This is a genomic window from Streptomyces sindenensis (assembly GCF_014649035.1).
GTDB classification, from domain to species: Bacteria; Actinomycetota; Actinomycetes; order Streptomycetales; family Streptomycetaceae; genus Streptomyces; species Streptomyces sindenensis.
The window spans coordinates 30271-51346 of sequence record NZ_BMSG01000028.1 but is presented as its reverse complement, the minus strand read 5'-3'; the positions used below and the strand labels follow the sequence as shown (position 1 = coordinate 51346).

The following is a 21076-nucleotide window of genomic DNA, read 5'->3' as shown; positions in this document are numbered from 1 at the left end:
CTTCCTCCTTCCGGGATGCGAGTGCTCATACAGGACGGGGGTCGTGTGCACGCATCGACGCAACAGCGAGCGGTGGGCCATCGGCCGTATTTCTTTCTGAGTTACGCCCACACGCCCGGGTACGGCGCCGGCACGGACCCCGATATGTGGGTCGAGCGGCTTTTCCAGGACCTCTGCGGCCATGTGATGGCCATGACCGACTTACCCGCCGGCGCGCCCGCGGGATTCATGGACCGGGAGATACGCTCCGGGGAGGGCTGGTCGGAACGGCTCGGCGACGTCCTCGCCACCTGCCGGGTCTTCGTTCCGCTGTTCTCACCGCGCTACTTCGCCAGCGAGATGTGCGGCAAGGAGTGGTACGCCTTCGAACAGCGGGCCATCCACCACCGGGCCCGCTCCAACCAGCCGGCCGAGGCCATCGTCCCCGCGCTCTGGGTTCCGGTGCCCCCGAGCCAACTGCCGGGATCCGCCGAGCGGTTGCAGTTCAACCACCGCGACTTCGGCGAACGGTACGTCAGCGACGGCCTCTACGGTCTGATCAAGCTCAGGCTCTTCGCCGAGGAGTACGAACGGGCCGTCTACGAACTGGCCAAACGCATCGTCAGCGTCGCCGACTCGGTCCGCATCGACACCGGCCGGCCCGTCGACTACCGCCTCGCCCCCAGCGCCTTCGGCTCCCCCAGCAGCGGAGTCGGCGCCCCCCGGCCGATGCAGATCACCATCGCGGCACCCACCCGCCACGATCTGCCCGACGGCCGCAACAGCGACCACTACGGCGACCATCCCCAGGACTGGAACCCGTACTACCCCGCCTCCGCCCGGCCGCTGGCCTATGTGGCCGAGGAACTGGTCCGCTCGCTCAACTACCAGGCCGTCATCACCTCGTTCGACGAGGACCGGCACGACGGCAAGGCCCCGCCCAGCACCCCCGAGATCCTGCTCGTCGACCGCTGGGCCCTGCGGGACGAGGACCACTGCCGCAGGCTCGCCGCCTTCGACGCGGAGAACCGGCCCTGGGTGACCATGGTCGTCCCGTGGAGCCGCGACGACCACCAGAGCAGAGCCGCGGAGACCGAGCTCACCGAGAAGCTCGAAGCGGTCATGCCGGTCAAGATGGGCCAGGGCCGGGCCCTCTGCCGGGCCGCCGCGAAAGGAGTGCCCACCATGGAGGCGTTCGGCCAGCTCCTGCCCCAGGTGGTCGAGGTGGCCGCCCAGCAGTACCTCAAGCACGCGAAGGCCTACCCGCCCGGATCCGGCGGCGGATCCGGCGAGCGGACCCGGCTCACCGGCCCCATGGGCAACACGAGCTACATACCCGACCCGCACGACCCTGCGACGGAAGCGGAGGACCTATGAGTGCCGGTCGTGACGGGCGCATCGTCACCTTCTACTCGTACAAGGGCGGTACCGGGCGCACCATGGCGCTCGCCAACGTCGCCTGGATCCTCGCGGCCAACGGCAAGCGGGTCCTGGCCGTCGACTGGGACCTGGAAGCCCCCGGACTCCACCGGTTCTTCCACCCCTTCCTCGACCCGGCCACCCTCGGCGCCACCACCGGTGTGATCGACCTGATCACCGAATACGCCTGGGCCGCGACCAGCCCCGCCCAGCGCGCCGAGGACTGGCACCGCGACTACGCCCGCATCCAGCCGCACGCCGTGTCGCTGACCCCGGAGTCGCTCGGCTGGGAGTTCCCGCAGGGCGGCACGCTCGACTTCGTCTCCGCCGGACGGCAGAACCGCGAGTACAGCGCCACCGTCTCCACCTTCGACTGGGACAACTTCTACGACCGGTTCGGCGGCGGCCACTTCTTCGACGCCCTGCGCGACGACATGAAGGCGAACTACGACTACGTCCTCATCGACAGCCGGACCGGCCTCAGCGACATCGCCGACATCTGCACCGTCCACCTCCCGGACGTGCTCGTCGACTGCTTCACCCTCAGCGACCAGTCCATCGACGGCGCGGCCTCCGTCGCCCGCCAGATCGCCGAGCGCAACACCGGCCGCCCCATCGCCCTCTACCCCGTGCCGATGCGCATCGACGAGGGCGAGAAGGAGAAGGCGGACGCCGGGCGGGCGCTGGCCCGGCTCAAGTTCGACCGGCTGCCGCGCGATCTGTCCGGCGACGAACTCACCGCCTACTGGGGGGCGGTGGAGATCCCGTACCGGCCCTACTACGCCTACGAGGAGACGCTGGCCACCTTCGGCGACGAGGCCGGGCTCACCAACTCGCTGCTCTCCGCCTTCGAACGGCTCACCGCGGTCATCACCGACCGGGAGATCACCTCGATGCCGCCGGTCGGCGAAGAGGTCCGGCTGCGGATCCGCGACGCCTTCACCCGGCGCAGGCCCGCCCTGCCCGCCGATCTCCACCTCAGCTATGTGGCGGAGAACCGGATGTGGGCCGACTGGCTCGAATCGATCCTCACCCGGGCCGGTTTCCGGGTCGTGCCGCGCGACGTCTCCGCCGAACGCCCGCCCGAGGAGGCGGCCGACACCACCGCCGACAACGCCACCCGCACCGTCGTCCTGCTCTCCAGCGCCTATCTGAAGTCCCAGCGGGCGGTCGAGCTGTGGGAACGGACCGCCGCCGAGGCCGTCGGCACCGGCCGCCGCCGACTGGTTCCGCTGCGGATCGGGGACGTACGCCTGACCTCCCCGTACATCGACCGCAACCCGGTCGACCTCTTCCGGCTGGACGAGGTGCACGCCACCACCGCCGTGATGCGGGCCCTGGACCGCCCGGTGCAGGTGGCCGACGGGGTCTCGCCCGGGCCCCGCTTCCCCGGCACCGTACCGAGGATCTGGAACGCGCCGCCCCGCAACCCCGGCTTCACCGGCCGCTCGCTCGTCCTGGAGCGGATGCGCGACCAGCTCGGCGGCGGCCTGGCCGTCGTCCTGCCGCAGCCGCAGACCCTCTACGGTCTCGGCGGCGTCGGCAAGACCCAGGTGGCCCTGGAGTACGTGCACCGCTTCATGGCCGACTACGACCTGGTCTGGTGGATATCGTCCGAGCAGCCCGACGACGTCGTCGCCTCGCTCGCCGAACTCGCCGCCCGGCTCGGCGCCCAGGGCGGCGACGACATCGCGGCCGCCTCCCAGGAGGCCGTCGACCTGCTGCGGCGCGGGGTGCCCTCCGACCGCTGGCTGCTGGTCTTCGACAACGCGGACGACCCCGAGCAGCTGCGCCGCTACTTCCCGCAGGGCGGTTCCGGCCACATCCTGGTGACCTCCCGCAACCAGAGCTGGTCCCAGCACGGGGACGCGCTGCCCGTGGACGTCTTCCTGCGCGAGGAGTCCATCGAGCACCTCCAGCGCCGGGCCCCGGGGCTCAGCGACGAGGACGCCGCCCAGGTCGCGACCGCGGTGGGCGACCTGCCGCTCGCCGTGGAGCAGGCGGCCGCCTGGATCGCGGAGACCGCCACCCCCATCGACACCTATCTCGAACAGCTCGCCCAGCAGGCGCCCCAGGTTCTCGCGCTCAACCAGCCGGCCGGCTACCCGGAACCGGTCGCCGCCACCTGGAACATCTCCATCGCCCGGCTCAAGGAGCGCTCGCCCGCCGCCGTACGGCTGCTCCAGCTCTGCGCCTTCTTCGCGCCCGAGCCGATCTCCGCGAACCTCCTCTACAGCAAGGAGATGATCGACGCGCTGAAGCCGTACGACTCCTCGCTCCAGGAGAAGCTGGTGCTGGGCCGGGTCATCCGGGAGATCGGCCGCTTCGCCCTGGCCAAGGTCGACCAGGTCTCCAACTCCATCCAGGTGCACCGCCTCGTCCAGGCCGTGATCAAGGCGCAGCTCAGCGAGGAGGAGCAGCGCGAAGCCCGGCACGTCGTCCACCGCATCCTCGCCGGGGCCCGCCCCGACGACGACGAGCCGATAGACAACCCGGACACCTGGCCGCGCTTCGCCACGATCTGGCCGCACCTCGGCCCCTCCGACGCCCGCAACTGCAAGGAGCCGGAGACCCGCAGGCTGCTGATCGACCGCGTCCGCTACCTGTGGAAGCGCGGCGACATCAGGACCGCCTGGGCGCTGGGCGAGGACCTGCGCGAGATCTGGCGCGAGAACCTGGGCGAACGCGACCTCCAGTACCTCTACCTCCGCTTCCACCTCTCCAACATCCTGCGTACGCGCGGCCGTTACGTGGAGGCGCGGGAGCTGGACGAGGTCACCCTGGAGCGGCAGCGGGAGGTGCTGGGGCCCGAGCATCCGCACACGTACATGACCACCAGCAGCCTGGCCATCGACCTCGGGCTGCTCGGGGACTACGCACGGGCGATCGAGATGGCGACCGAGGCCCACGAGGGGTTCGGGCAGATCTTCCACGACTCCCACCCCCGGACCCTGGCCGCCGCCAACAACCTGGCCCTGAACCTGCGCAGCGTCGGGCAGTACGCCCGGGCCCGGGAGATCGACCAGGACGTCTACGACCTGCGTACCCAGGTGCTCGGGCCGGACCACCCCTACAGCCTGTCCTCCGCCATGAACCTGGCGCGCGACCTGCGGGAGGTGGGCAGGTACGAGGACTCGGTGGGGCTGCTCAGCACGACGTACAACAGCTTCAAGGAGACGATGGGCCGCACCTTCCCCACCACGCTGAGCGCCGCGAAGAGCCTCGCGGTGTCGCTGCGCAGGGCGGGCCGGCTGGAGGACGCCCGGCGTCTCACGGTGGCGACCCGTGCCCGCTACCGGGCGAAGTACACCATCGCCAACCCCGAGTCCCTGGCCTGCGATCTCAACCTGGCGGCGGACCTGTTCGCGGCCGGCGAGAGCGCGGAGGCGCTGGAGACCGCGCAGGAGGTCGTCGACCAGTACATGAAGGTGCCGGGGGAGAAGCACCCGTACACCCTGGCGGCGCAGAACAACCTCGGCGTCTATCTGACGGGCGTCGGGGAGGCGGAGGCGGCGGAGCGGGTGCTGACCCAGGTCGTCGCCGCCATGCGGGAGGCGTTCGGCCGGGAGCACCCCAACACCCTGTTCTGTGTGATGAACCTGGCCGGGGCGACGGCCGACCGGGGCGAGCTGGACATCGTGCTGGAGACCGAGCAGCGGCTGTCGGGGCAGTTCCGCGAAGCGCTCGGGGCGCACCATCCGGAGACCCTGGCGATGACCTCGAACATGGCGGTCACGCTCGACGCGATGGGCCGGGAGGACGAGGCGGCGCAGCTGCGGTCGGAGATCGTCGTGGAGCTGTCGCGCCAGCTCGGCGACGACCACCCGCTGGTGCGGATCGCCCGCACCGAGGGGCGGTTCCGGCGGGAGCTGGAGCCGATGCCGGTGTGATCCACCGCGCGCCGGGAGGCCCGTCCTCCCGGCGCGCGGCGGCCGGGGTCACTTCCCGCCGCACTGCCTCCGCTCCTCCAGCAGCCAGTCGAGGATGCGCGGGAGCATGGGGAACGCGTCGAAGTGGGCCGCCCTCGGCTCCAGCACGGTGGTGGCGCCCGGGATCTGCCCGGCCAGCCAGCGGGAGTGGCCGACCGGGGAGAAGACGTCCTTCACCCCGTGCCAGAGCAGCACCTCGCCGGTGATCCGGGACGGATCGAACCCCCAGGGGCGGCAGAACGCGATGGCGTCGTCGATCCAGCCGTACGCCGAATGACGCAGCCCCTCGCTGAAGTTGCGCAGCAGCATGGACCGGATGCCCGCGTCGTTGACCACCAGCCGGTCGGAGTCGGTCAGCTCCCGGCGCAGATCGTCGAGCAGCCGGACCGGGTCCCGCCGGATCTGCGCCGAGCGGTCGATGAAGGACCGCGCCAGGGACTCCGGGTCGTCGGCCGCCGTGGAGTACGCCAGCACATTGGACGCGCTCATCCCCTCGAACCAGTCGAGACCGGCCGCGTCCCGGGGCGCGAGACTGACGAGGGCCGCGGTCCGGGTGACCCGTTCCGGCATCAGGGCCGCGCAGGCCAGGGCGTGCGGGGCCCCGCCGGAGCGGCCCACCACGGCGAAGCGCTCCAGCCCCAGCGCGTCGGCGATCGCGCGGACGTCCCCGACGACGTCGCTGATCCGCCGGCCCTCGTGGCGGTCGCTGCCGCCGTAGCCCGGGCGGTCGTAGGCGATCAGCTGCGTATGACGCTGGTAGAGGACCATGCCGCGGGGAGCGGGGCCGAGCCTGCTGCCCGGGGTGCCGTGCAGGAGGAAGACCGGTCTTCCCCGGGGATCGCCCATCCGTTCGACCATCAGATGCCGCCCGTCCGCCGCGAGCACCCGATTGCGCACCCGTGCCTCCCCCGCTCGGTCACCCGGTCACCCGGCGGGCCCGGACCCGATGTCGCTGCCGGTGCCTGCCGCCGTTTCGATGATGACCCATCAGGGGCGTTACGGGGACCGTTCGTCGACGACGAACTGTGAAGGTCCTGGACGGCTGCCGGCCGAGGATTTCCGTCGCCATCCGGACGGACCGTGCCACCATCCGGACCGAGAGGGCGAATACCGGACAGGACTAGTCCTCACCCTGAGACCGCCGACGGTTGCACCAGGTGTTTGCGAAGGGAACCGACATGGCATGACCGGGGGTAAGTGAACGACCCGAGAGTGAAGCGTCGGTGTCGTGTGCACGTCCGGAAGTCGGCCTTGTGTGCGTTTCCCGGCCTCGGAATAGTGGGCGCCCCATCCTCCGTGTACGGGCACCCCACATGCTTCGTGCACGGCCCCACAGGAGGTCGAACGTGAAGCATCGACGCATGTCCAGGAAGCGCGCGACGCTGGCCGGCTCGGCCGTCGTCGCCCTCGTCGCAGCGGGATTTACGTTCCAGTCCGCGAACGCCAGTGACGATGTGCCGCAGTTCGCGGCCAAGACCCTCAGCGCGGGCGCGGCCGGAAAGCTGGCCGACTCCCTGAACCGTGATCTGGGCCCTGACGCGGCGGGCTCGTACTACGACACCACGGCGAAGACCCTCGTCGTGAACGTCGTCGACGAGGCCGGCGCCGAGCAGGTCCGCCAGGCGGGTGCCAGGGCCAGAATCGTGGAGAACTCCCTCGCCGAGCTGAAGTCGGCCCGGCAGACCCTCACCGACAGGGCGACGATTCCGGGTACCTCCTGGGCGGTCGACCCGGTGACCAACAAGGTGAAGGTCACCGCCGACAGCACGGTCGACGGCGCCGCCTGGAAGAAGCTCTCGGCCGTGGTCGGCGGTCTCGGTGGCAAGGCCGAACTCTCGAAGACCAAGGGGGAGTTCAAGCCGCTGATCGCGGGCGGCGACGCGATCTTCGGCTCCGGCTCCCGCTGCTCGCTCGGCTTCAACGTGGTCAAGGACGGCGAGCCGTACTTCCTGACCGCCGGCCACTGCACCGAGTCGGTCACCAGCTGGTCGGACTCCCAGGGCGGCGCGGAGATCGGGGCGAACGAGGGCTCCAGCTTCCCGGAGAACGACTACGGCCTGGTCAAGTACACCTCGGACACCGAGCACCCGAGCGAGGTGAACCTCTACGACGGCTCCACCCGAGCGATCACCCGGGCGGGCGACGCGACGGTCGGCCAGGCGGTCACCCGCAGCGGCTCCACGACCCAGGTGCACGACGGCGAGGTCACCGGCCTGGACGCCACGGTCAACTACGGCAACGGAGACATCGTCAACGGCCTCATCGAGACGACGGTCTGCGCCGAGCCGGGCGACAGCGGCGGCGCCCTCTTCGCGGGCGACACCGCGCTCGGTCTGACCTCGGGCGGCAGCGGCGACTGCTCCTCGGGCGGCACGACCTTCTTCCAGCCGGTCCCGGAGGCCCTGGCCGCCTACGGCGCGGAGATCGGCTGACGCACCACCGTACGACGGCGCGAGGAAGGGCCCCCGGTTCTGCCGCCGGGGGCCCTTCCCGTACGTCCTGGCGCGGTCGGGCTCAGGCGGCCTGGGGCAGATTGCGGGTGCCCGCGTCCGCCGGGGAGACGCCGAAGATCCTCACGGCCTGGTAGTAGGTCCAGGCGGTGCCGTTGCACGACGTCTTCGTCGCGCCCGAGTAGCGGGCGCACACGCGCTTGAGGTCCTCGTAGAAGGCGGAGTCGATCCGGGACTTGTTGGCGGAGAACGTGCCTGCGGCCTTGTAGTTCCGGTACCCGAAGTCGTGGCGGGCACAGGAGTTCCGGAAGGGGAAGCCGAAGGGGTTGTCGGGCGAGCTGCTGCAGTAGTCCGTCGACCAGTTGAAGCCGTACGCAGCCCAGGCGCCCTGGTTGTTGCGGGCCGCGTTCCAGGCGTTGTAGCTGGTGGCGCTCGTCTGGGTCCAGGAGCTGAGCACCTGGGGTTTGTCGGCGGGGGCGGCCGACGCGGAACCGGCGGTGCCCAGGGCGAGGGGGAGTGACAGGGCGACAGCGGCGAGCGGGACCGTGAAGCGACGGCGCATGGACGACCTCCGTGGGGGTGAATGGAGTTGCTCCTGGGGTGCTCCTCGTCGGGTGGGGCGAGGGGCAGGAACAGGATGTCGTCATGCACCCGTCATTTCTAGGGTGTTCGGCCCGCAGAACATCGATATAGAGATGGGGCGGGAGGGGGCGCCGATCCGGCGGGCCGGGCGGGGCCGGGAGCGGCCGGCGGTCCCCACTACGTGATCCGGGTCGGAGCCGCGCCATTTTTTACCGACGCGTAACTTCCCTCGTTCGCTTACTCGTGCGTAATTTGGCATGAGCACGTACAGCTTGTGGTCCGGGCCACAGGGCGCACCGCCATCGCACCCCCCTTGAGCCGCAAGGAGACCACACGATGCTGCCCTGGATCCGTGCTGCGCGCGTTCCCCGCACGCGCAGTCTGCTCGCCGCCCTGCTTCTCGCCCTCACCGTTCTCGTCGCCCCCACGGCGACCGCGAGCGCGGCCCCGGCCGCCGAAGCGGCCACATCGCGAGGCTGGAACGACTACTCCTGCAAGCCCTCCGCCGCCCATCCCCGACCTGTCGTCCTGGTCCACGGAACCTTCGGGAACTCGATCGACAACTGGCTGGTCCTGGCCCCCTACTTGGTCAACCGGGGCTACTGCGTCTTCTCCCTCGACTACGGCCAGCTCCCCGGCGTGCCGTTCTTCCACGGCCTCGGGCCCATCGACAAGTCCGCCGAACAGCTCGACGTGTTCGTCGACAAGGTGCTGGACGCCACCGGAGCCCCGAAGGTGGACATCGTCGGCCACTCCCAGGGCGGCATGATGCCGAACCACTACCTGAAGTTCCTCGGCGGCGCCGACAAGGTCAACGCCCTCGTCGGCATCGCACCGGACAACCACGGCACCACACTGCTCGGCCTCACCGAGCTGCTGCCGTTCTTCCCCGGCGTGGAGAAGTTCATCAGCGACAAGACCCCCGGGCTCGCCGACCAGATCGCGGGATCCCCCTTCATCACCAGGCTCACGGCGGGCGGCGACACCGTTCCCGGCGTCCGCTACACCGTCATCGCTACCAAGTACGACCAGGTCGTGACCCCGTACCGCACGCAGTACCTGGACGGGCCGAACGTACGCAATGTCCTCCTCCAGGACCTGTGCCCGCTCGACTTCTCCGAGCACGTCGCGATCGGGACCATCGACCGCATCGCCTTCCACGAGGTGGCCAACGCCCTCGACCCGGCCCGCGCCACCCCGACCACCTGCGCCTCGGTCATCGGCTGACCCACCGCACGACAACGGGCCGGGGTCCGCCGTCCGAGCAGTACGGACGGCGGACCCCGGCCCGTCACATCCTGCCGCGCCCGACGTCCCGGAGGGACGCGGCAGGGGTACGGAGAGGGGCGCCGCGGTCAGCGGCTGTGGCGCCCCGTCGCGGCGGCGGCCCGCCGGCGCTGCGAGGCGAACAGCACGGCCGCACCGGCGGCGAGCACCCCGGCGCCCCCGATCGCCAGATAGGTGCTGCTGCTGGAGCCACCGGTCTCGGCCAGCACCTCGTCCTTGCTCGCGGCGTTGACCTCGGGGGCGTTGCCCTCGGCCTTCTTCTCCGGAGCGGCCGGAGCGGCGGCGGTGACCTTCGCCCCGGTGTTCGCGTCGTCGTCACCGTGGCCGTTGTGCTCGACGGAGGACTTCTCGGCACCCTCGGTGATCGCCTTCTCGGACGGGGCGGAGGGGGCCGGAGCCGGAGCCCCGGCACCGGCGTCACCACCGGAGCCCTGCTCCCCCTTCCCCTCTTCCTTCTCCGCCGGCCCGCCGCCCGCCGACCCGCCGCCGAACGTCACGTCGGAGCAGGCGTAGAACGCCTCGGGGGAGTCGGAACGCTGCCAGATCGTGTAGACCAGCTGCCGCCCGGAGCGCTCGGGGATCGTCCCGTCGAAGACGTACGAACCGTCCACCAGCGCCGGATCGGTGACCTCGGCGAACGGCTTCGCCTTCAGGTCCGACCAGGCCAGCGGCTTCGTGGCGTCATAACCGGGCTTGGTCATGTACAGCTCGAACGACCCCTTGTGCGGGGCCGTCGCTCGGAACCGGAAGGTGTGCTTGCCCGCCGACAACGCGGTGGCCGGCCAGTCGGCGCGCGGCAGGTCGAGCCCCTTGAACTTGTCGTTGGCCGCGCTGCAGAGCTTGCCGTCCGGGATCAGATCACGGTGCTTGCCCGCCGCGTTGGCGATGTTCACCCCGTTCCAGTCGTACAGCGCCTGCGTACCCCCCGCCGCGACCGCCGCCCGGCACGCCGCCGACTTCGGGCTCTCCGGCCCCTCCGCGAAGCACGCCGACACCCGGCTCACCGGGTCGGTCAGCGAACCGTGCGCGACGGCCGGCGTGGCGGTCAGCCCGGCCAGCGCGAGCGGTGCGAGTCCGAGGGCGAGGACTCCGGCGGCCTTGCGACGAGCGGTCATGGATGGATCTCCTTCGATACGGCACTGCTGTCGGGGGTGGCGATCAGCAAGCTAGCCGCTCGGAAGGGCGAAAACCCCTGTTGGGAGGGGGTGATGACGATCCTTATGGTGCGTTTAAGGAGGGGTTAGGCGTGGGCTCAGGAACCGGTCCGGGCCCCGCCCGGGGAGACTCCGGGCGGGTGCGCCGGCGGCGGCGCTCCGGCACGCCTCACCCCTTCCAGCGGTACCGCCGCTCCGGCCGCCCCGTCCCCCCGTACCGCAAGGTCACCTCCGCGCGCCCCGTTCCGGCGAACCACTCCAGGTAGCGGCGCGCGCTCACCCGGGACAGGGCCCCCGCCTCGGCGCACTCCGATGCCGACAGGCCCCCGGGGTGGGCGCGCAGGGTGCGCTCCACCAGGTCGGCCGTGGGGGCGGCCAGGCCCTTCGGGAGCTCGCGGGAGCCGGGCGGGCGGGTGCCGAAGATCTGGTCGACGTCCTCCTGGCGGGCCTCTCCCAGTTCGTCCAGGCGGGTGCGCAGGGCGGCGACATGGCGCAACTGCTCCTGGAGGGCGGAGCGGCTGAACGGCTTGATCAGGTAGTGGAGGGCCCCGGCCCGCAGCGCCGCCCGGATCACGCCCGCGTCCTTGGCCGCCGTGATGAACAGGGCGTCCGTGCTGGGGCGCGACGCGTCCCGCTCCTCCGCCGTGCGCAGGGCGCGCAGGACGTCGATGCCGTTCATGTCGGGCAGGTAGATGTCGAGCAGCACCAGATCGGGGTGCAGCCGCTCGGCGGCCCGCAGGGCCTCGGCGCCGTTGTGCGCCACCCCGACCACCGTAAAACCGTCCATCGCGGACACATAGCGGCCGTGCAGTTTCGCGACCATGAAGTCGTCGTCCACCACCAGCACCGTTGTCACGCCGCCACGCTAGGCCGCGACCTCAATGACCACAACGTCCGTTGATACCGGAAGAGAGACAGCTCCTCAACGCGCAGGCAACATGTGGGCCACTTCACAGCGAAAGGCGGAACCTGTGCGACTGCGCACTCTCCTCGCCCTGCTCGGGGCCGCGTTGCTCGTGGTGGTGGGGCCGCCCCTGCTCTCCACCGACGACGGCTCCGACACCGGCACTCAGATTCCCGGGCTCCGCTTCATGGTCCCCAACACCCCCGGCGGCGGTTACGACATCACCGCCCGCACCATGGCCAAGAACGCCGAGGACGCCGGACTCACCCACAACATCGAGGTGTTCAACCTGCCGGGCGCCGGCGGGACGGTCGGCCTGACGCGGCTCGTCGGCGAACACGGCAACGGCAAGCTCGCCCTCTCCATGGGCCTCGGCGTCGTCGGGGCCGTCCACACCAACAAGTCCCCGAGCACCCTCGCCGACACCACCCCGATCGCCCGGCTCACCGAGGAGCCCGGCATCGTGGTGGTTGCCAAGAACTCGCCCTACCGCACCATCGCCGATCTCCTCGCGGCCTGGAAGAAGGATCCGGCCCGCGTTCCGGTCGGCGGCGGCTCCTCGCCCGGCGGCCCGGACCACCTCGCCCCGATGCTCATGGCGCAGGCCGCCGGCATCGCCCCGAAGACGGTCAACTACGTGCCGTTCGACGGCGGCGGCGAACTCCTCGCCTCCATCCTGGGCAACAAGGTCGGCTTCGGGGTCTCCGGCCTCGGCGAGTACCGCGACCAGATCGAGGCGGGCGAGCTGCGGCTGCTCGCCGTGACCGGCCCGAAGCGGGTGCCGGGCCTTGACGCCCCCACCCTGCGCGAGGCCGGACTCGACACCGAGTTCACCAACTGGCGCGGCATCGTCGCCCCGCCCGGCCTCTCGGACACCGAACGCGACAAGCTCACCGGCCTCATCGGCGAGCTCCATGCCTCGAAGCAGTGGAAGGAGTCGATGCGGAAGAACGGCTGGGACGACGCCTTCCTCGCCGGTGAACCCTTCGGCGACTTCCTCGACGAGCAGGACCGGCGCGTCGCCACCGTTCTCAAGGAGCTGGGACTGTGACCCCCGAATCGACAGAACCCGCCGGTCCCGCTGGCCCCGCCGGTCCCGCTGGCCCCGCCGGTCCCGCCGGTCCCGCCGAGACCGCCGGACCGCCCGAGACCGCCGGACCGCCCGAGACCGCCGGACCCGCGACAGCCGGACCCGCGACAGCCGGCGGCGGTGCCCGCACCTGGCTTCGCGAGCGCACCGAACTCGGCGTCTGCGTCCTGCTGTTCGCACTCGGCGTCCTTGTGCTCGCCGACGCCCTCACCATGACCGTCGACATCGCCCAGCGCGGTCCCGTCGGCCCCCGTACCGTTCCCTTCGTCATCGGCGGCCTGTTCCTCCTCGTCGCCGTCCTGCTCGCCGTCGACGTCCTGCGCGGCGGACGCGGCGAGGCCGAGGGCGGCGAGGACGTCGACCTCGACGAAGGCGCCGACTGGCGCACCGTCCTCCTGCTCACCGGGGTCTTCATGGCCACCGCCGTTCTGATCGGCCCGCTCGGCTTCCCGATCGCCGGGGCGCTGCTCTTCTGGGGCTCCGCCTACGCGCTGGGCAGCCGCCACTACGGCCGCGATCCGCTCATCGCGGCCGGGCTCTCCCTCTTCACCTACTTCGTCTTCGACAACCTGCTCGGTGTCCCCCTTCCTGGCGGCCCGCTGATGGGGGTGCTCTGACCGATGGATTCCCTCAACTCCCTCATCGACGGCTTCGGTACCGCGCTCACCCCGATGAACCTGCTGTGGGCCGCGATCGGCGTCCTGCTCGGCACGGCGATCGGTGTGCTGCCCGGCATCGGCCCCGCGATGGCCGTGGCGCTGCTGCTCCCGGTGACGTACGGACTCGACCCGACCGGCGCGTTCATCATGTTCGCGGGCATCTACTACGGGGCGATGTTCGGCGGTTCCACCACCTCGATCCTCCTCAACACCCCCGGTGAGAGCGCCGCCGTGGTCGCCGCGATCGAGGGCAACCCGATGGCGAAGGCCGGACGCGGCGCCCAGGCGCTCGCCGCCGCCGCGATCGGCCACTTCGCGGGCGGCATGATCGGCACGATCCTGCTGGTCGTCCTCGCCCCGACCGTCGCGTCGCTCGCCATCGGCATCGGCGCGCCCGACTACTTCGCCATCATGGTGCTGGCCTTCATCGCCGTCACCTCCGTCCTCGGCGCCTCCCGCATCCGCGGCATCGCCTCCCTCCTCATCGGCCTCACCATCGGCCTGGTCGGCCTCGACCGGATGACCGGCCAGCAGCGCCTGACCTTCGGCTCGCTCCACCTGGCCGACGGCGTCGACGTGGTGATCGTCGCGGTCGGGCTCTTCGCCATCGGCGAGGCCCTGTGGGTCGCCGCCCACCTGCGCCGTTCCACCGGAAGGCCGATCCCCGTCGGCCGGCCCTGGCTCGGCCGGGCCGATCTGCGGCGCACCTGGAAGCCCTGGCTGCGCGGGCCCGTCATCGGCTTCCCGTTCGGGGCGATCCCGGCGGGCGGCGCGGAAATCCCCACCTTCCTCAGTTACGTCACCGAGAAGCGGCTCTCCAAGCACCGCGACCAGTTCGGCAAGGGCGCCATCGAAGGCGTCGCCGGACCCGAGGCCGCCGCCTCCGCCTCCGCCGCCGGGACCCTCGTCTCGATGCTCACCCTCGGGCTGCCCACCACCGCCGTCGCCGCCGTGATGCTGGCCGCCTTCCAGCAGTACGGAATCCAGCCCGGGCCGCTCCTCTTCGAGCGTGAACCGGAGCTGGTCTGGGGCCTCATCGCCTCGCTGTTCGTCGGCATGGTGCTGCTGCTCGCCCTCAACCTGCCGCTCGCGCCCGTCTGGGCGAAGCTCCTGCAAATCCCGCGCCCCTATCTGTACGCGGGCATCCTCTTCTTCGCCGCCGTCGGCGCGTACGCGGTCGGCGGCGAGTCCCTCGACCTGGTGATCCTCCTGGTCATCGGGCTGATCGGGTTCGGGATGCGGCGGTACGGGCTGCCGGTGCTGCCCGCCGTCATCGGGGTGATCCTCGGCCCGGCCGCGGAACAGCAGTTGCGCCGCGCCCTCCAGATCAGCGACGGCAGTGTGACCGGCCTGGTCAACACCCCGTTCTCCGTCACCGTCTACGCGATCGTGGTGCTGATCGTGGCCTGGCCGCTGATCGGCCGGCTGATCGTACGGTTGCGCGCCGGCCGGAAAACGGCGGAGGAGTCCCGCACTGTCAGTGGCGGCTGAGAGCATCGGAGCCATGACCACGATCGACTGGGACGCGGCGGCCGGCTCCTTCGACGAGGAGCCCGACCACGGGCTTCTCGACCCCGCAGTGCGCGACGCCTGGGCCGGGCGGCTGGAGAGCTGGCTGCCCGCCACCCGCGGTGACGTGCTGGACCTGGGGTGCGGCACCGGCAGCCTCTCGCTGCTCGCCGCGGGCCAGGGCCACCGCGTCACCGCCGTCGACCGCTCGCCCCGCATGGCCGAAAAGGCCCGGGCCAAGCTCGCCGGGACCGGCGCGGAGGTCCTCGTCGGGGACGCCGCCCGGCCCCCGGTCGGGGAGCGGGCGTTCGACGTGGTCGTGGCCCGGCATGTCGTCTGGCTGCTGCCCGACCCGGCGGCGGCTCTGGAGCACTGGTTCGGCCTGCTGAAGCCCGGCGGCCGGCTCGTCCTGGTCGAAGGCGTGTGGAACGGCACCGGACTGTCCGCCATCACGCTCACCGCCCTGCTCTCCGCCCACACCGAGCGCATCCACCACGAGGACCTGGCGTCCGACAGCCGGCTCTGGGGCAAGAAGGTCGACGACGAGCGCTATGCGTTGGTGGCCCGCGCGATGCCGTCCCACCGGCACACCGAGGTCGTCGACGTCCATCTGATCCTGCGCCGGGGCCCGGACGTCCTGCTGGCCCGCCGCTCCAACACGGGCTATGCGGACGGACTGCTGCACCTGCCCTCCGGCCACGCGGAGGACGGCGAGGACGTCCGCGAGGCGATGATCCGGGAGGCCGAAGAGGAGACGGGTCTCGATCTGGACCCCGACGAACTGCGAGTGGCCCTGGTGATGCAGCACCGGGGCCCCGGCGGCGGGGCGCGCATGGGCTGGTTCTTCGTCGCGGAGTACGACCCGGAGCGCCCGCCGCGCAACGCGGAGCCGGAGAAGTGCTCCGAGCTGGACTGGTTCCCGCTGGCCGCGCTGCCGGACGACATGGTGGCGTACTGCCGTGCGGGCCTGGACGGATATCGCTCGGGCGAGCGCTTCCTGATCCACTGGCATCGGGACGGGGAGCCGGTCGCGTACGTCCCGGGCGGTGCCGGGCGGGCCGTCGCGCTGCCCGCCGCCGAGGAGACGACCGGCCGGGTGCACCACATCGAGCTGTGGGTCGCGGACCTGGCGGCGGCGGAGCGCAGTTGGGGCTGGCTGCTGGGCCGCCTCGGTCATGTTCCGTACCAGCACTGGGCCCACGGCCGCAGTTGGCGGCGCGGTAGTGCGTATGTCGTCCTGGAGCAGTCCCCGGACCTGGTCGAGGGTGCCCACGACCGCCGCCGCCCCGGGCTCAACCACCTGGCGTTCCACGTCGCGGACCGGGCCGCCCTGGACGCCCTGACGGCCGAGGCCCCGGCGTACGGCTGGCGCCTGCTGTTCCCCGACCGCCATCCGTACGCGGGGGGCGACGGGCACCACGCCGCCTATCTGGAGGACCCGGCGGGGTTCGAGGTGGAGCTGGTCGCCGCCTCCCGGCCGCACCCGTGAGCCGGGGGCCGCTCCGCGGCCGGGCTGTGTCCCGCCCGGCCGCGTCTCCCGGGCGGTCAGGTCAGGACAGCAGACCGGTCAGGCCCCCGGACTTCGCCAGGCGTTCCAGCTCGTCCAGGGCCGCGGCCGCCGCGCCGGCCGCCGCCGGGTCGCGCTCCGCCAGGCCGCTCGCCTCGAACTCGTCCTCGTCCAGCCGCAGGACCGTCGAGCCGTCGGCCGAGACCCACAGGTCCAGGTCCAGGTCCTCGACCTTCAGCACCCCGTCCGCGAGCACGGCGGGACGGGTGATGTCGCAGTACCAGCCCTTGAGCCCGCCGTCGCCGGTGCGGACCTCCTTCACCGCGAACCACCGGTCCCGCCAGTAGTGCTCGGTGAACACGTCGCCCGGCTCGAACCGGACGAAGCCGAAGTCCCGCACCCCGGGCGCGGCCCACGGCGCCCGGACGGTGACGCGGACACCGTCGTCGCGGACCGGCTCGGCCGGATAGCGGATCTTGGTGCGGCCCGCCTTGGTGAGGGCGACGACCAGCTCCTGCGGGCCGCCCGCGCGGGGTTCAGAGGGTGCGGACATGGCGGACCTCCGTCGCGCAGACCCGGTAGCCGAACCACTGGTTGACGGCCAGCATCGGGCCGTTGCCGGAGTCGTTGGAGGTGTAGGCGTCCGTGTAGCCGGCCGCCCGCGCCCGGTGCAGCGAGTCGTTCTTCGCCAGCTTCGCCAGGCCCCGCCCCCGGAACCGGCGCAGGGTGCCGGTCATGGCGCTCAGATACGTTCGTTCGCCGTCGGTGGTGGCCGCGCTGAACGCCGCCACCTTCCCGTCCACCAGCGCCACCGACGTCAGCCCCTGGTCGAAGGCCGGGTGCCGCCAGACGTTCGTCAGCCAGTCCTCGTAGTCGTCCAGCTCGGAGGTGATGTCGCCCGGTTCGTCCGCCGTCACCTCGGAGTCCGCCTCGAACAGCGCCCGGGGATCGTCGGCGAAGTCCGTCCCGGTCCGCAGCTCGACGCCCGGCGGCGGGTCCTGACGCGGCGGCAGGGCGCCGCCCGCGAGGTCCAGCCGCTGGAAGTGGGCCGAGCGCCTGGGCTCGTAACCCCGCCTACGGGCGAACTCCAGGCTCTCCGGGTTGTCCAGCACCCAGGCGTACAGCACGGTGGCCCCGGCCCCGGCCAGGTGTTCCTCCGCCGTGCGCAGCAGCAGCGAGCCCGCGCCCCGGTTCGTGCGGCCGGGGAGCGTATGCGGGGTGAAGTAGCCCTGCCCAGGCTCGGGGCTGTCATGGGCGATGCCCGCCTGGGCCGTGGCGATGATCTCGCCGTCCTCCTCGGCGACCAGCAGCCGGTAGTGCTTGTCCGGATGGGCATGCGTCAGGTCGTGGACGATCTGCTCGGGGGTGGCCACCATCCACGGGACCGAGGCCCGGCGGACCCGGGTCCACGCCTCCGCGTCGGACGGGCGGAAATCACGCACGATCACAGTCATGCGGTGGACCGTATGCGCAGCCGCCCCCCGGACGCCTCCCCTTTTTCCGCCGGTGGGGGACAATCGGCCCGTGACTGAGAAGATCGTCCTCGACCCGGACTCCGGCATCGCCCCGTACGAGCAACTGCGCATGCGACTCTCCGAACTGGCCCGCTCCGGCGCGCTGCCCGTCGGCCACCGGCTCCCGACCGTACGCGGCTTCGCCGAGGAGCTGGGCCTCGCCGCCAACACCGTCGCCAAGGCCTACCGGGCCCTGGAGGCGGACGGGGTGATCGAGACCCGGGGGCGTAACGGGACCTTCGTCGCGGCCGCCGGGGGAGCGGCCGAACAGCGAGCGGCGACCGCCGCGCAGCAGTACGCCGAGACGGCCGAGCGGCTCGGCCTCACCCGGCAGCAGGCCATGTCGCTGGCCGAGGACGCGGTGCGGGTGGCGTACGGGGACTGACCCCCCGGCCTGTGTCCCGAAGGGCGCGGCGTCAGAGGTACAGACCCGCGTCCGCCCCCGTGTCCTGCTTCGGCACCGACGCGGGGCCGATGCCCCGGCGCAGCGCGTACAGCTCGGCCAGGGAGTTGCCCTCCCGGCCCACCCCCTCGTCGGTGCCCAGCCAGGCCACCGACTCCTGGCGGGTCAGCGGGCCGACCTCGATCCTGGCCAGACAGCGGCCGGGCCGGACGACGGCGGGGTGCAGCCGTTCCAGGTCCTCGTTGGTGGTGACCCCCACCAGCACGTTGCGGCCCTGGCCCAGCAGACCGTCCGTCAGGTTCAGCAGCCGGGACAGGGCCTGGCCCGCCGTGTGCTTGGCCTCGCCGCGGATCAGCTCGTCGCAGTCCTCCAGGAGGAGCAGCCGCCACCGGCCCTTCTGCGTGCCGTCGTCCTCGCCGATCGCGATGTCCATCAGATAGCCGACGTCGCTGAAGAGCCGTTCGGGGTCCAGCACACAGTCGACCTGGCACCAGTCGCGCCAGGAACGGGCCAGGGTGCGCAGCGCGGACGTCTTGCCGGTGCCCGGCGGTCCGTGCAGCAGGAGCAGCCGCCCCGCGATGTCGTCCGGTGTCACCTTCATCAGCCGGCCCATGGCGTCGGCCACCGGTGCGGTGTAGTTGGGGCGGACCTCGTCCCAGGTCCCGGCGGTGATCCGGCGGGTGGTGCGGTGCGGGCCGCGGGTCGGCGAGACGTACCAGAAGCCCATGGTCACGTTGTCCGGCTGGGGTTCCGGCTCGTCCCGCGCCCCGTCCGTCGCCCGGCCGAGGACCTCCTCCGCCAGCTCCGCGCTGGTCGCGGTCACGGTGACGTCCGCGCCCCGGTTCCACCGGGAGGCCAGCAGGGTCCACCCCTCGCCCTCCGCCAGCGTCGAGCTGCGGTTGTCGTCGCGGGTGGTCCGCAGCACCCGGGCGTCCGGCGGCAGCAGCGTCGCCCCGGCCTTGATCCGGTCCAGGGAGGAGCTGTGGGAGTAGGGCTGCTCGCCCGTCGCGAAGCGGCCGAGGAACAGCGCGTCGACGACGTCGGACGGGGAATCGCTGTCGTCGAGGGTGAGCCGGATCGGCAGGGCGGATTCGGGGGAGTCGGGCATGGCGCTCATGATCCGGCACAGGGGCACCCCGCGCACCCGGTTTCCCGGCGCGTGCCGGGCGCGCGGGCGGCGGCAGCCGACGGGGCGACAGCGGGGCGCCGATGAGCGCCCGTTGAACCGCCGGGGGCGGACGGAAGCACTCCACCCCTATTTTTGGCATGAGCACTTCCGGTGGGGCCAGGGTGCTGCTACTACGTAGTAGGCAGATATCCCCTGCTCAAGGAGGTCCCATGAAAATGTCCAGACTCGTGGCGTTCTCGTCCTCTCTCCTGCTCGGCGCCGCCCTCGCCCTGACCGGTGCGGGGGTCGCGAACGCGGACTCGTCCGCCGCGGCCGTCGACTATGTCGCCCTCGGCGACTCCTACTCCTCCGGTGTCGGAGCCGGCAGCTACGACGGCTCCAGCTGCAAGCGCAGCAGCCGCGCCTACCCCGCGCTCTGGGCCGCCGCCAACTCCCCCTCGTCCTTCGACTTCGCCGCCTGCTCCGGCGCCAGGACCCATGACGTCACGGGCGGTCAGCTCGGCAGGCTGAACGCCTCGACCGACCTCGTCTCGATCTCGATCGGCGGCAACGACGCCGGGTTCGCCGATGTCATGACGACCTGTGTCCTCCAGTCCGAGGCCACCTGTCTCAACCGGATCGCCACCGCCCGCGCCTACGTCGACTCCACCCTCCCGGGCAGGCTCGACTCCGTGTACTCGGCGATCCGCTCCAAGGCCCCCTCCGCGCGGGTTGTCGTCCTCGGCTACCCCCGCTTCTACCAGCTCGGCGGCAGCTGCCTCGTCGGCCTCAGCGAGAAGGAGCGCGCCGCCATCAACGGGGCGTCCGACCACCTCAACACGGCCACCGCCAAGCGGGCGGCGGACCACGGCTTCACCTTCGGGGACGTCAGGACGACCTTCACCGGGCACGAGATCTGCTCCGGCAACTCCTGGCTGCACAGCGTGAACTGGCTCAATATCGGCGAGTCCTACCACCCCACCGCCGCCGGGCAGTCGGGTGGCTATCTTCCGGTCTTCAAGTCCGCTCTCTGACCGGCGCGTTCCGTCGGGAGGGGCGCCCCTCCGCCGACCGCCTCGTGCGGGAGTCCTCACCGTTCGAGGCCTCCCGCTCCGGGGTCGAACGCCGGGCGACCTAAGGGTCAAACCCATCGAACTGTCCCAAGTCGCCCTGGAATCGCGCGGATTCGGTAACGGCCCGTCAACCTCCGTATATGTGTGCGCAATCGTGTGGCCGGGATACACGGGTGTCACCGCGGGACGATAGGGTTAACCTGCCCGGACCGGGTGCCCTCGTACGGGTGGGGAGTGACATGGAACAGATAACGGTGCGAAGCAGGCCGCGTGTGCCTGCCATCACATGCGGGAGCGGTGCGACCAGTACGCGCCTCGACCGCCATCTCGCGGTGCTCGGCGGCCCCGTCGTCCCGCAGCGCGAAGCGGCCGAAGCGACGCTGCTCATGCGTGAGCTGACCTCGCGCGACGCCGCGCACACCCGCCGGAGCAGGAGCGCCCGTGTGTCGCTCTTCGCACCGCTGCGGCGACTGCGGCGCTCGCTCTTCGGCAGCCGCCGCTGACCCACG

18 protein-coding genes are annotated in these 21076 nt (G+C 71.6%); 11 read left to right on the top strand and 7 right to left on the bottom strand.

What is annotated here, in order from left to right:
* The first annotated feature begins 15 nt into the window (after positions 1–15).
* Positions 16–1356, top strand: a complete 1341-nt coding sequence (fsxC, locus tag IE145_RS25380) for an FxsC protein (RefSeq protein WP_189527774.1) — start codon at positions 16–18, stop codon at positions 1354–1356.
* Positions 1353–5288, top strand: a complete 3936-nt coding sequence (gene fxsT, locus IE145_RS25375; protein ID WP_189527773.1) for an FxSxx-COOH system tetratricopeptide repeat protein — start codon at positions 1353–1355, stop codon at positions 5286–5288. The genes fsxC and fxsT overlap by 4 nt, the downstream gene beginning before the upstream one ends.
* A 48-nt stretch (positions 5289–5336) precedes the next feature.
* On the opposite strand, the gene IE145_RS25370 is transcribed toward fxsT, so the two are convergent.
* The gene (locus IE145_RS25370; protein ID WP_189527772.1) at positions 5337–6224 is read right to left on the bottom strand and encodes an alpha/beta fold hydrolase; all 888 of its coding nucleotides are present in this window, start codon (positions 6222–6224) and stop codon (positions 5337–5339) included.
* A gap of 449 nt (positions 6225–6673) precedes the next feature.
* Here IE145_RS25370 and IE145_RS25365 point away from each other — a divergent pair, with 449 nt between their 5' ends.
* Positions 6674–7759: a S1 family peptidase gene (locus IE145_RS25365; RefSeq protein WP_444545681.1), complete on the top strand. Its 1086-nt coding sequence runs from the start codon at positions 6674–6676 to the stop codon at positions 7757–7759.
* An 82-nt stretch (positions 7760–7841) separates the two neighbouring features.
* Here the strand turns inward: IE145_RS25365 and IE145_RS25360 are convergent, their stop codons facing one another.
* On the bottom strand, positions 7842–8339 hold the full coding sequence (locus tag IE145_RS25360; RefSeq protein WP_189527770.1) for a phospholipase: 498 nt from the start codon (positions 8337–8339) through the stop codon (positions 7842–7844).
* A gap of 356 nt (positions 8340–8695) precedes the next feature.
* Between IE145_RS25360 and IE145_RS25355 the strand changes: the two genes are divergently transcribed.
* Complete coding sequence (locus IE145_RS25355) at positions 8696–9586, top strand: esterase/lipase family protein (RefSeq protein ID WP_189527769.1); 891 nt, start codon at positions 8696–8698, stop codon at positions 9584–9586.
* 128 nt (positions 9587–9714) lie between these two features.
* On the opposite strand, the gene IE145_RS25350 is transcribed toward IE145_RS25355, so the two are convergent.
* Positions 9715–10761 carry a lytic polysaccharide monooxygenase auxiliary activity family 9 protein gene (locus IE145_RS25350; RefSeq protein ID WP_189527768.1) on the bottom strand — a complete coding sequence of 349 codons (1047 nt, stop codon included), beginning with the start codon at positions 10759–10761 and terminating at the stop codon, positions 9715–9717.
* Positions 10762–10969: 208 nt separating this feature from the next.
* The gene (locus tag IE145_RS25345) at positions 10970–11623 is read right to left on the bottom strand and encodes a response regulator (RefSeq protein WP_229825812.1); all 654 of its coding nucleotides are present in this window, start codon (positions 11621–11623) and stop codon (positions 10970–10972) included.
* 148 nt (positions 11624–11771) lie between these two features.
* On the opposite strand from IE145_RS25345, the gene IE145_RS25340 reads away from it, so the two are divergent.
* From IE145_RS25340 to IE145_RS25325, 4 genes are read left to right on the top strand one after another with little or no spacing between them, the layout of a single operon-like run.
* Positions 11772–12755, top strand: coding sequence for a Bug family tripartite tricarboxylate transporter substrate binding protein (locus tag IE145_RS25340; RefSeq protein ID WP_189527767.1), 984 nt, complete (start codon positions 11772–11774; stop codon positions 12753–12755).
* Positions 12752–13411: a tripartite tricarboxylate transporter TctB family protein gene (locus tag IE145_RS25335; protein WP_189527766.1), complete on the top strand. Its 660-nt coding sequence runs from the start codon at positions 12752–12754 to the stop codon at positions 13409–13411. Before IE145_RS25340 ends, IE145_RS25335 begins: the two co-directional genes overlap by 4 nt.
* A 3-nt stretch (positions 13412–13414) precedes the next feature.
* Entirely contained in the window at positions 13415–14944 is a 1530-nt protein-coding gene (locus tag IE145_RS25330) for a tripartite tricarboxylate transporter permease (protein WP_189527765.1), read from the top strand.
* A 13-nt stretch (positions 14945–14957) separates the two neighbouring features.
* Positions 14958–16451 carry a trifunctional class I SAM-dependent methyltransferase/NUDIX hydrolase/VOC family protein gene (locus tag IE145_RS25325; protein WP_189527764.1) on the top strand — a complete coding sequence of 498 codons (1494 nt, stop codon included), beginning with the start codon at positions 14958–14960 and terminating at the stop codon, positions 16449–16451.
* Positions 16452–16512: 61 nt separating this feature from the next.
* On the opposite strand, the gene IE145_RS25320 is transcribed toward IE145_RS25325, so the two are convergent.
* A complete protein-coding gene (locus IE145_RS25320) occupies positions 16513–17022 on the bottom strand; it encodes a ribonuclease FAU-1 family protein (RefSeq protein ID WP_189527763.1) in 510 nt (169 codons plus the stop codon).
* A complete protein-coding gene (locus IE145_RS25315; protein ID WP_189527762.1) occupies positions 17006–17923 on the bottom strand; it encodes a GNAT family N-acetyltransferase in 918 nt (305 codons plus the stop codon). The genes IE145_RS25320 and IE145_RS25315 overlap by 17 nt, the downstream gene beginning before the upstream one ends.
* Positions 17924–17993: 70 nt before the next feature.
* On the opposite strand from IE145_RS25315, the gene IE145_RS25310 reads away from it, so the two are divergent.
* A complete protein-coding gene (locus IE145_RS25310; RefSeq protein ID WP_189527761.1) occupies positions 17994–18368 on the top strand; it encodes a GntR family transcriptional regulator in 375 nt (124 codons plus the stop codon).
* A gap of 31 nt (positions 18369–18399) precedes the next feature.
* Here the strand turns inward: IE145_RS25310 and IE145_RS25305 are convergent, their stop codons facing one another.
* Entirely contained in the window at positions 18400–19494 is a 1095-nt protein-coding gene (locus IE145_RS25305) for a DUF5925 domain-containing protein (protein ID WP_189527760.1), read from the bottom strand.
* A 230-nt stretch (positions 19495–19724) separates the two neighbouring features.
* Here IE145_RS25305 and IE145_RS25300 point away from each other — a divergent pair, with 230 nt between their 5' ends.
* Both IE145_RS25300 and IE145_RS25295 read left to right on the top strand, forming a co-directional pair.
* On the top strand, positions 19725–20528 hold the full coding sequence (locus IE145_RS25300) for an SGNH/GDSL hydrolase family protein (protein ID WP_189527759.1): 804 nt from the start codon (positions 19725–19727) through the stop codon (positions 20526–20528).
* A gap of 278 nt (positions 20529–20806) precedes the next feature.
* Entirely contained in the window at positions 20807–21070 is a 264-nt protein-coding gene (locus IE145_RS25295; RefSeq protein ID WP_006123458.1) for a hypothetical protein, read from the top strand.
* The last annotated feature ends 6 nt before the right edge of the window (positions 21071–21076 follow it).